This is a genomic window from Mycobacterium sp., assembly GCF_019243155.1.
Classification (GTDB): domain Bacteria; phylum Actinomycetota; class Actinomycetes; order Mycobacteriales; family Mycobacteriaceae; genus Mycobacterium.
In genome coordinates this window covers 1-10,592 of record NZ_JAFAUS010000320.1, presented here as the reverse complement: position 1 = coordinate 10,592, position 10,592 = coordinate 1, and the positions used below count along the sequence as shown (strand labels likewise).

The window sequence follows — 10,592 nt, the reverse complement described above, 5'->3', positions numbered from 1 at the left end:
CGGCGCAGCGCGGCCGCGAACATGGCGTCGGTGCCGTGCCGATGCGGCCACAGCTGGACATAGGGCCCGTCCCCCAGCCCGTCCACCGACTCGAACAGCGTCCGGGTGTCCAGCGCCTGAACCGGCTGCCGGCGCAACGCGTCGGCGACCACCCCGACGGTCTCGGCGAGGTGCGGCGAACACGTCGCATACAGCACGACACCACCGGGCCGGGTCAGCGCGATCGCCGCGGCCAACAGCTCGCGCTGCAGCTTGGCCAGCGCCGGCACGTCGGCGGGCTGCCGCCGCCACCGGGCCTCCGGCCGACGACGCAATGCGCCCAAACCGGTGCAGGGCGCGTCGACGAGCACGCGGTCGAACGTCGGCTCGAGATCGGTGTGCCGCCCGTCGACCCGCAGCACGTCCACGGGCAGCGCGCGGGTGTTCTCGACGACCAGGTCCGCGCGGGCGGGCGCCGGTTCGATCGCGGTGACGCGGGCCCCGGCCTGCGCGCCCAGGGCGGCCAGCAGCGCGGTCTTGCCGCCCGGCCCGGCGCACAGGTCCAGCCACCGGCCGGTGTCACCGTCCACCGGCGCCACCGCGAGCGCCCGGGCCACCAGCTGGCTGCCTTCGTCCTGCACCAGCGCCCGGCCGTCGCGCACCGGCGCCAGCCGCCCGGGGTCCCCGCCCGGCAGGTACACCGCGTACGGCGAATACTTCCCGACGGTCCCCTGCACCGCATCGGCCAGTTCGGCGGCGGTCAGCACTCCCGGGCGCGCCGCCAGGTGCACCCGGGGCCGCTCGTCGTCGCTGGCCAGCACCGCGTCGAGTTCTCCCGCGGCAGCACCGAGCGCATCCGCGAAGGCCTGCGCGATCCAGCGCGGGTGTGCGTGCACGAACGCGGCATGCCCGACGGGGTCGCGTGACGGATCCGGCGCCAACTCGTCGACCCAGGACTGCTCGTCCCGGCGGGAGATGGTCCGCAGCACCGCATTCACGAAACCCGCTCGCGCGGAATCGAATTCGATGCCCGCCTGTTCGACGGTGGTGGACACCGCGGCGTGCGCGTCGACCCGGGTGCGCAACAGCTGGTAGGCGCCGAGCCGCAGCAGGTCGAGCAACACCGGGTCGATGGCATCCGGGGAGCGCCCGGCGGCCGCGCCGATCACGGCGTCGAGCAGGCCGCGGCTGCGGCAGGTGCCATAGGTCAGCTCGGTGGCGAACGCGGCGTCGCGGCCGCTGATCCCGCGGTCGCGCAGCACCGCGGGCAGGGCCAGGTTCGCGTACGCGTCACGCTCGGTGACCGAGCGCAGCACGTCGAACGCGGCGGCGCGGGCCGGGTCCAGCGGCCGCCGCCTGCGCGGGTTGGCGCTCATGTCGCCCGCGCTTCGGATTCCAGCCGCGCGCCGCGCGCCCAGTCGACCGCGTTCATGAGTTTCTTTCCGGGCGGCTGGATTTGGCCCAGTCGCACCGGCTCCGTGCCGGTGCCGATCCACACGCTTGTGCGATCAACGTGAATACCGCCGGGCGGCAACGGTTCCGGGGCGTCATCGAGTTGTACCGGCCCGACTTTGATTCGCAGGTCACCGATCAGCGTCCAGGCGCCCGGGTTGGGCGTCACGGCGCGGATGCGCCGCTCGACGACGGCGGCGGGCAGGTCCCAGCGCACCCGGGCCTCCTCCACAGTGATTTTCGGCGCGATGCTGACTCCGTCGGCGGGTTGCGGTTGCGGGGCCAACCTGTCGTCGGCGATGCCGTCCAGCGTCGTCGTCAGCAGGGCTGCGCCCGAAAGGGCAAGTCGCTCAAGGAGTTCGCCCGCGGTATCGGTCGGCCGGATCGTCTCGGTGACGACGCCGTAGATCGGGCCCGAGTCCAGGCTCGGCTCGATCTGGAACGTTGTTGCCCCGGTGATGGTGTCTCCCGCGGCGATCGCGGCCTGCACCGGCGCCGCGCCGCGCCAGGCGGGCAACAGCGAGAAGTGCAGATTGATCCACCCGCGCGGGGGCACCGCGAGCAGGGCGTCGCGCAGCAGTGCGCCGTAGGCCACCACCGCGCAACAGTCCGGCGCCAACTCCGCGAGTTCGGCGACGAACTCCGGCGAATTGGGCCGCTGCGGACGCAGCACCGGGATGCCGCGGTCGAGCGCTTCGCGGGCGACCGGTGACGGCTCCGGATTGCGGTGCCGGCCGGCCGCGGCGTCGGGCCGCGTCAGCACGGCAACCACCTCGTGACGCGGCGAGTCGAGAAGGTGACGCAGCGCGGGCAGGGCGGGTTCCGGGGTTCCGGCGAAGACGAGGCGCACCGGCACAGTCTAAGAAGCCTCCGATACCGGCCGGACGTGCCCGGAGCTCGAAGCAAATTTCGCGCGTAGACTGTTGCCCATAAATACTGTTGCCGGGAGTGATGTTCGGCCGCGACGATGACGTCAGGAAGACAGCCCTCGACCGCGAAGGAGGTCTGATGGCCCTCCGAGTCTTCGACGACCACACCCGGGCCGCCAATCAAACGGTATGGGCGCTGGGCGATTACGCCTTGATGGCCGAGGAAGTGATGGCCCCCCTCGGCCCGGTTCTCGTCGAGGCCGCCGGCATCGGACCCGGCATGCGGGTTCTCGACGTCGCCGCCGGGTCGGGCAATATCTCCATTCCGGCCGCCGCCACAGGTGCCGATGTCGTTTCCAGCGACCTCACCCCCGACCTGCTGCGGCGGTCGCAGGCCAGGGCGGCCGCGTTGGACCTCAACATCGACTACCGCGAAGCGAACGCGCATGCGCTGCCCTTCGGCGACGGCGAGTTCGACGCCGTCATCTCGGCGATCGGCGTGCAGTTCGCGCCCGATCAGCAGCGCGCGGCCGACGAGCTGGTGCGCGTCTGCCGGCCGGGCGGCACGATCGGCGTGATCAGCTGGACCAACGAGGGGTTCTTCGGCCGGATGCTGTCCACCATCAGGCCCTATCGGCCGAGCCTGTCGCAGGCGGTGCCACCGGCGACGTTATGGGGACGCGAACGCTACGTCACCGCGCTGCTCGGTGACCGGGTCGACCGCGTCAAGACCGCGCGTGGCCTCTTGGACGTGAACCGGTTCGACAGCGCCGAGGCCGTCCACACCTACTTCAAGAACAACTACGGCCCGACGATCGAGACCTACGCCAACATCTGCCACAACCGGTTGCTGTCCGACGACCTCGACGCCCAGCTCGTCGAACTCGCTCAGCAACACCTGGCCAACGGCACCATGCGCTGGGAGTATTTGCTGCTCACCGCCGAAAAGCGCGCGGAGGCCTGAGTCAGGCCGGTCGTCTTGCCTACAGATCGGTTTCGGCGTCCAGGTGAACGTCGGGCTCTCCGCCGGCCGCGGTGAACGCCGTCAGCGCACGCACCAGCCCGTGGCGTTCCTGCGGCGGCATCTTTTCCACGATGCTGGCGATCTCGGTGCGCCGGTGCGTGGTGACCTGGCGAACGACCTCGCGGCCGCGCTTGGTTAGGGCGGCGAGCAGCTCACGGCGAGAAGTCGGGTGGGGCAGGCGGTCGATCAGCCCGGCGGCGACGAGGCGGTCCACCATTCGCCCGGTGGCCGACGGCTGCACACCCAGCAGACCGGCGAGTGTGGCCAGATTGACCGGACCCCGGTTCGACAGGATCACCAGAGTCCGGAACTGCGGGCCGGTGATCGTCTCGTCGACCTGACCGATGGAGCGAACCGAAATGGCCATCAGCAGACGGGAAGCCGTCAACAAAGCGTCGGTGATGACATCCAGCGACTCGTCGACGGTCGAATGGTCTACTGCCATCGCGCCCCTCCTCTGGAGCTTCCGCGGGCCATCCGGCCGCTAGGAATTAGAAAGTGTAGCAACCTTCCAATGTCGTAGTCAGTGAATGTTACCTAGGCATACTATCGCCCATGGTAATTATCGGCGCGGGGTCAGCCGATATGCAGCGGGTCCACCTGCACCCGAACCGGCTCGCTGGTCTGCCGGGCGCTGAGCACACCGACGCCTCGACGCAGAGCCGCGGCCAGCGCCAGCCCCTGCTCGCGACGGACGCGAACCAGCATCCGCACCACCGCCACACCCGCCGGCGTCCCGGCCGGACGACGCACGCCCGCAGGCAGATCCACCGGGCCGAGCACGTCGGCCCCGTCGGGTAGGCGGGCCTCGTCGAGCAGCGCGCCGACGGCGCCGGCGGTCCCATCCAGCGCCGCCATGTGCACGCTGGGTGGCAGGCCGATCTCGGCCCGTTCGGTCAGTTCCGCCTCGGCATGGCCGACCGGGTCCCAGCGGATCAGCGATTGCACTGTGGGAATTGATGATTCGGCCACCACCAGCACCACACCGCCGTCGCCGCGCGCGCGCACCAGCGCGGCGGCGCTCATCCAGCGCCACAGCGCGTCCTCGGCGGCCCGCAGATCCTGCCTGCCCAGCAAAGCCCAGGTGTCCAGCAACAGCGCGGCCCCGTAGCCGCCGGACGCGCCGGGTTCCGCGCCGGGAGTGGCGACCACCAGGGCGGGGCCGGCGGCGACCTCGGGCACCACGCCGTCGCCCGACGAGGTGATCACCGCGGTGCCCGGGAACGCGCGGCCGAGCTCTTCGGCGGTGCGGCGGGCTCCGACGACCACGGCGCGCACCGCATCCGAGCCGCAGCGCGCGCACCGCCGGGTCGGATCGAGCCGCCCGCACCAGCGGCAGACCGCACCCGGCCCGTCCCGCTCGGGTAGCGACAGCGGACCGGTGCAATGCCGGCAGCGGGCGATCGTGCGGCAGCGCGCGCAGGCCAGCGAGGGGACGTATCCGCGCCGCGGCACCTGCACCAGCACCGGGGCGCCGGCCTGCAGCGACGAGCGGGCGGCCCGCAGCGCGATGGACGGTAAGCGCGCGGTGCGCGCCGCCGGGTCGCGTTCGTCGGCGTAGCCGGTGTCGTCGAGCGCGATCACCCGCGGGGTCCGGGCGCGCACCACGGGTCGCACGGCCGCGATGTCGTGCGCCCACCCGCTGCGCACCAGCGCCTGGGCCTCGGCGGTCCGGGCGTACCCGCCGATCAGCGCCGCGCAGCTGGCCTGATGCGCGCGCAGCATCGCCACCTCCCGGGCGTGCGGGTACGGCGCCCGCGGCTCGGCCAGGCTGTCGTCGGCGTCGGCCCACACCATGACCAGACCCAGGCCGGACAGCGGCGCGAACACGGCGCTGCGGGTGCCGATCACCAGCCGCGCCCTGCCGCGCAGCGCCGCGAGCCAGCGCCGGTAGCGGGCGGCCGGACCGAGGCCCGCCGACAGCGCGACGACGCCGCTCTCGTTGATGCGGGCGGTCGCGGCCCGCGACAACTCGTCCAGGTCGCGCTGATCGGGCACGATCGCCAGCACCGACCGTCCGGCCAGCACCGTCTGCGCGGCGGCCTCGGCGAAGCGGTCGGCCCACGAGTCACCCGGCAGCACCTGCCAGACGGCCCGCGCGGCACGGGATTCGGCCAGGGCCGCCAGGAACTGCGCACCGCGGCCGTACACCTCCCAGCCCGACGGGTCGACGGGCGCCGCGACCAGCGAACCCGGTGCCGCGCGCTCGGCCGGCGGTTCCTTCTCCACCCTCGCGTGCCGGGCCGGCACGGCCAGCCGCAGCACGTCCGGGCGGGTGCCGGCGTAGTGCGCGGCCACCGCGTCGACCAGTCGCCGGATCTCGCCCGTGAGCACGGGTTCGGGCGACACGACGCGGTCGAGCCAGCCCAGCTTGCCGCTGTGGTCAGTGTCGTTGCGGCGCTCCAGCACGAAGCCGTCGACCAGCCTGCCGTGGAAGCGCACCCGCACCCGGACGCCGGGCTGGGCATCGTCGGACAGTTCGGCCGGCACCAGATAGTCGAACTCGCGGTCCAGGTGCGGCACCGAGAGCATCGGCAGCACCCGGGCGATCGGTTCCACCTCGACGGGCGTGCGCGCGGTCACGCCGTGGCGGGCTCGGCGGCGTCGGGGATCTCGGACCGGCCGAAGAAGAATCCCGCGGTGATCAGGATCTGGGCGGCGGCGTAGGACCACCAGATCGGGACCGCCAGCGCCTCGTTGCCCAGCACGAAGCGGCTGATGGCGATCATCGAATCCGAGACCGCGAAACAGACCGCCCCCACCGCCGTCCAGATCGTCGGCAGTTGCGCGAGCAGGGCCGTGCACACCATCGCGGTCAGCACGGCCATGTAGACGGTCACCGGAACCGTGAGCTCACCCAGCCGAGGCCAGAACCAAGCGAGCAGCGCGATGGACGCCACACACATCAGCACCACCGCCGCGATGCGGGGTTTCGACGGCCAGGCCCTTCGAACCAGCGGGAACAGCGCGCCCACAAAACACAAGTGCGCCAACAGGAATGACGCCAGCCCCACCACGAAGGACTGCGTCCACCACGGGATCGCCAGGGACCAGTCGCCCAAGGCCGACAGCAGCAGCGCCGGCATCAGCCACCGCCGCTCGCGAACGATGCCGTGCGCGGCCGCGGCTAGCGTCAACAACAAAGCCATCGAGGCCTTGAACGCCGGCTGCAACGCCCAGTGCCCGGTCAGCTCGGCCCCCGGCGGGGAACGCAGCGCCAGCACGGTCAGGTACACGCCGTAGCCCAGGGCCGCCCAGCCGGCCACCACCCAGGCGCCGGCCACCAGACGAGGTGCGTACGGTACCTCCATGCCCCGCTTGGACGACGCAGCCGACGAGAAACCCGGGATCGACCCCATCCTGCTGAAGGTACTGGATGCGGTTCCCTTCCGACTATCGACCGAGGACGGCGTCGACGCGGCGCGCCAGCGACTGCGCGACCTGCCGCGCCGGCCGTTGCATCCCGAGCTGCGGGTCGAAGACCGCACCATCGAAGGCCCGGCGGGGCCGATCAACATCCGGATCTATTGGCCGTCAAGCGTTTCCGACGGCGGCTCCGGTCCACCCGTGGTGCTCTTCTGCCACGGCGGCGGATTCGTCGTCGGCGACCTGGACACCCACGACGGCACCGCACGCCAGCATTGCGTCGGCGCCGACGCGGTCGTGGTGTCCGTCGAGTACCGGCTGGCGCCCGAACACCCCTACCCCGCCGCCGTCGACGACGCCTGGGCCGCTCTTGCGTGGGTCGCCGCGAACGGGTCCGAGTTGGGCGCCGACACCGCCCGCATCGCCGTCGCCGGCGACTCGGCCGGCGGAAACATCTCCGCCGTGATCGCGCAGCGATCCCGCGACGACGCCGGGCCGCCGATCGCCTTCCAACTGTTGTGGTATCCGGCCACGCTGTGGGACGCGTCGCTGCCGTCCTTCTCCGAGAACGCGGACGCGCCGATTCTCAGCGACAAGTCCGTCTCCGCGTTCTCACGTTGGTACGCAGGCGATGTCGACCTGGCCGACCCGCCCCCCGGCATGGCGCCGGGGCGGGCGAAAGACCTCTCCGGACTCGCGCCGGCCTACATCGGCGTCGCCGGCTGGGACCCGCTGCGCGACGACGGCATCCGGTACGGCGAACTGCTGACCGACGCGGGCGTCCCCACCGAGGTGCACAACGCCGAGACGCTCGTGCACGGGTACCTCGGTTACGCGGGTGTGGTGCCCGCCGCCACCGCTGCGATGGAGCGCGGACTGGCCGCGCTGCGAAATGCCCTGTGGCCCTGAGCCCGGAGCGTACGGTGAAACGATGACCGAGCCGCCCATCGCCCGACCCGGCATCGATCCGGCGTTCAAGTCGTTGCTCGACGCGTTTCCGATGACCTTCAGCGCGGCGGACGGGGTGGAGGTCGCGCGGTCGCGGCTGCGGCTGCTCAAAGTGCCGCCCGAAATGCTCCCGGACCTGCGGGTCGAGAACCGGACGGTCGGCCACGGCGACGTGACCGGCATCGGAGTCCGCATCTACTGGCCGACCGACATCGACGGGCCTCTGCCCGTCGTCGTCTTCTATCACGGCGGCGGATTCTGTCTCGGCGACCTCGACACCCACGACCCCGTCGCCCGCGCGCACGCCGTCGGCGCCCGGGCCATCGTGGTGTCGGTTCAATATCGGCTGGCGCCCGAGCATCCGTTCCCCGCCGGGGTCAACGACTGCTGGGCGGCGTTGCAGTGGGCCGCCGAACACGCCACCGAACTGGGCGGTGATCCCAGCCGGCTGGCCGTGGCCGGTGACTCGGCCGGCGGCAACCTCGCCGCGGTCACCGCGCTGCTGGCCCGCGACAACGGCGGCCCGGCGCTGCGCTTCCAGCTGCTCTGGTACCCGACGGTCACCGCGGACCTGTCGCTGCCGTCGCACCAGGAGAACGCCACCGCGCCGATCCTGGACCGTGAGGTCATCGACGCCTTCCTGTCCTGGTACCTGCCCGACATCGACATCACCGACCCGACGGCGCTGCCGACCACGCTGGCGCCGGCGAACGCCGAAGACCTGTCCGGTCTGCCGCCCGCGTATATCGGCACGGCGGAACATGATCCGCTGCGCGACGACGGGGCCTGCTACGCCAAGCTGCTCAGCGCCGCGGGCGTACAGGCCGAACTGAGCAACGAACCCACGCTGGTGCACGGCTACGTCAGCTTCGCCTCGGTGATACCCGCCGCGGCGGAAGCCGCCGACCGCGGACTGGCCGCGCTGCAAAAGGCGCTGCACGCCTAGGCATTCCGATGAGCCCGCGCACAGCAGAGACACCCGACTATGACACCCTGATCGTCGGCGCCGGATTCTCGGGGATCGGCGCCGCCATCAAACTCGACAAGGCCGGATTGTCCAACTATCTCATCGTCGAGGCGGGCGACGGGGTCGGCGGGACGTGGCACTGGAACACCTATCCCGGTATCGGCGTGGACATTCCGTCGTTCTCCTATCAGTTCTCCTTCGAGCAGAGCCCGGACTGGTCGCGGACCTACGCGCCGGGCCGGGAACTCAAGGCGTACGCCGAACACTGCGTCGACAAGTACGGCATCACATCGCGAATCCGGTTCAACACCAAGGTGCAATCCGCGGAGTTCGACGAGGAGCACGCGCTGTGGCGGGTGCAGACCGACCCCGGCGGGGAGGTCACCGCCCGATTCCTGATCAGCGCCTGCGGGGTTCTCACGGTGCCCAACCTGCCCGACATCGACGGCGTCGACGCCTTCGCCGGCATCACGATGCACACCGCGCGCTGGGATCACAGCCAGGACCTGACCGGCAAGCGCGTCGCCGTCATCGGAACCGGCGCCTCGGCCGTCCAGGTCATCCCCGAGATCGCGCCAATCGTCTCCCAGCTCACCGTGTTTCAGCGCACCCCGATCTGGTGCTTCCCCAAGTTCGACGTCGAACTGCCCACGGCGGCCCGCTGGGCGATGCGGATCCCCGGCGGCAAGATCGCGCAACGGCTGCTCAGCCAGGCCTTCGTCGAGGTGACCTTCCCGATCTCGGCGCAGTACTTCACGGTGTTTCCGCTCGCCACGCGGATGGCGGCGGCGGGCCGCAGCTACTTGCGCCAACAGGTCGACGATCCGGACGTGCGGGAAAAACTCACGCCGCAGTACGCGGTGGGGTGCAAGCGGCCGGGCTTTCACAACGGCTACCTGGCCACCTACAACCGCGACAACGTGCGGCTGGTCACCGAGCCGATCGACAAGGTCACGCCCTCGGCCGTCGCCACCACGGACGGCGAGACCCACGAGGCCGACGTGCTGTTGCTGGCAACCGGTTTCAAGGTGATGGACACCGACAACGTGCCGACGTTCGCGGTCACCGGAAGCGGCGGTAAGTCGCTGAGCCGGTTCTGGGATGAGCACCGGCTGCAGGCCTACGAGGGCGTATCGGTTCCCGGTTTCCCGAACATGTTCACCGTGTTCGGCCCGTACGGCTACGTCGGCTCGTCATACTTCGCGCTCATCGAGACGCAGACCCACCACATCGTCCGGTGTCTCAAACACGCCCGCAGCCACGGCGTGTCGCGCGTGGAGATCACCGAGGAAGCCAACGACCGGTACTTCGCCGAGATGATGCGCAAGCGCCATCGCCAGATCTTCTGGCAGGACAGCTGCCGGCTGGCCAACAGCTATTACTTCGACAAGAACGGCGACGTCCCGCTGCGTCCCACCACGACCGTGGAGGCCTACTGGCGCAGCCGGCGGTTCGATCTGTCCGACTATCGATTCGGCGGCTAGCGCTACGCTGCACGGGTGGCCAAGGAGTTTTCCCGTCTCGACGAGTCGCTGCGCGACTTCATCACCGAACAGGCCGTGTTCTTCGTTGCCACCGCACCCACCGAGGGGGGCCGAATCAACCTCTCCCCCAAGGGATATCGCGACACGTTCGCGGTGCTCGACGAGCACACCGTCGCGTATCTGGATCTATTCGGCAGCGGCGCGGAAACGATCGCCCACCTGCGCGACAACGGGCGGATCACCATCATGTTCTGCTCGTTCACCCACAACTCGCGCATCCTGCGGCTGTTCGGCACCGGGCGGGTCGTCCGGCCGGATGACGCCGAATTCAGCAGTCTCCTAACGCATTTCGGCGATCAGCACTCGGGAGTGCGCACCGCGATCGTCGTCGACGTCGAGCGGATCGCCGACGCCTGCGGATTCGCGGTGCCCTACTACGAGCTGGTCGACGAACGGCCGGTGCTCGACGCCGCGCACCGCAAGGCCACCGATGACAAGTACGC

At 70.8% G+C, this 10,592-nt stretch carries 10 protein-coding genes; 5 read left to right on the top strand and 5 right to left on the bottom strand.

Going from position 1 to position 10,592, the window contains the following annotated elements; all coding sequences use genetic code 11:
- Positions 1-1,355: rRNA small subunit methyltransferase B (locus tag JOZ00_RS16270; protein WP_293345312.1), on the bottom strand; the 1,355-nt coding region annotated here is incomplete at its 3' end.
- Entirely contained in the window at positions 1,352-2,281 is a 930-nt protein-coding gene (gene fmt / locus JOZ00_RS16265; RefSeq protein ID WP_293345310.1) for a methionyl-tRNA formyltransferase, read from the bottom strand. The genes JOZ00_RS16270 and fmt, both read right to left, overlap by 4 nt.
- Positions 2,282-2,439: 158 nt before the next feature.
- On the opposite strand from fmt, the gene JOZ00_RS16260 reads away from it, so the two are divergent.
- On the top strand, positions 2,440-3,264 hold the full coding sequence (locus JOZ00_RS16260) for a methyltransferase domain-containing protein (protein WP_293345308.1): 825 nt from the start codon (positions 2,440-2,442) through the stop codon (positions 3,262-3,264).
- A 19-nt stretch (positions 3,265-3,283) separates the two neighbouring features.
- On the opposite strand, the gene JOZ00_RS16255 is transcribed toward JOZ00_RS16260, so the two are convergent.
- The 3 genes from JOZ00_RS16255 to JOZ00_RS16245 all read right to left on the bottom strand — a co-directional run bounded on the left by JOZ00_RS16255 (position 3,284) and on the right by JOZ00_RS16245 (position 6,635).
- On the bottom strand, positions 3,284-3,769 hold the full coding sequence (locus JOZ00_RS16255; RefSeq protein WP_293345306.1) for a MarR family transcriptional regulator: 486 nt from the start codon (positions 3,767-3,769) through the stop codon (positions 3,284-3,286).
- Positions 3,770-3,900: 131 nt separating this feature from the next.
- Positions 3,901-5,856, bottom strand: a complete 1,956-nt coding sequence (locus JOZ00_RS16250; RefSeq protein WP_293345314.1) for a primosomal protein N' — start codon at positions 5,854-5,856, stop codon at positions 3,901-3,903.
- Between the two features lie 47 nt (positions 5,857-5,903).
- The gene (locus tag JOZ00_RS16245) at positions 5,904-6,635 is read right to left on the bottom strand and encodes a lysoplasmalogenase (protein ID WP_293345304.1); all 732 of its coding nucleotides are present in this window, start codon (positions 6,633-6,635) and stop codon (positions 5,904-5,906) included.
- Between JOZ00_RS16245 and JOZ00_RS16240 the strand changes: the two genes are divergently transcribed.
- From JOZ00_RS16240 to JOZ00_RS16225, 4 genes are all read left to right on the top strand, one after another.
- On the top strand, positions 6,634-7,599 hold the full coding sequence (locus tag JOZ00_RS16240) for an alpha/beta hydrolase (protein WP_293345302.1): 966 nt from the start codon (positions 6,634-6,636) through the stop codon (positions 7,597-7,599). The genes JOZ00_RS16245 and JOZ00_RS16240 overlap by 2 nt on opposite strands.
- Positions 7,600-7,621: 22 nt before the next feature.
- On the top strand, positions 7,622-8,584 hold the full coding sequence (locus tag JOZ00_RS16235) for an alpha/beta hydrolase (RefSeq protein ID WP_293345300.1): 963 nt from the start codon (positions 7,622-7,624) through the stop codon (positions 8,582-8,584).
- 8 nt (positions 8,585-8,592) lie between these two features.
- Complete coding sequence (locus JOZ00_RS16230) at positions 8,593-10,089, top strand: NAD(P)/FAD-dependent oxidoreductase (protein WP_293345298.1); 1,497 nt, start codon at positions 8,593-8,595, stop codon at positions 10,087-10,089.
- Positions 10,090-10,104: 15 nt separating this feature from the next.
- The coding region (locus JOZ00_RS16225) for a pyridoxamine 5'-phosphate oxidase family protein (protein WP_293345296.1) at positions 10,105-10,592 on the top strand (488 nt) is incomplete at its 3' end.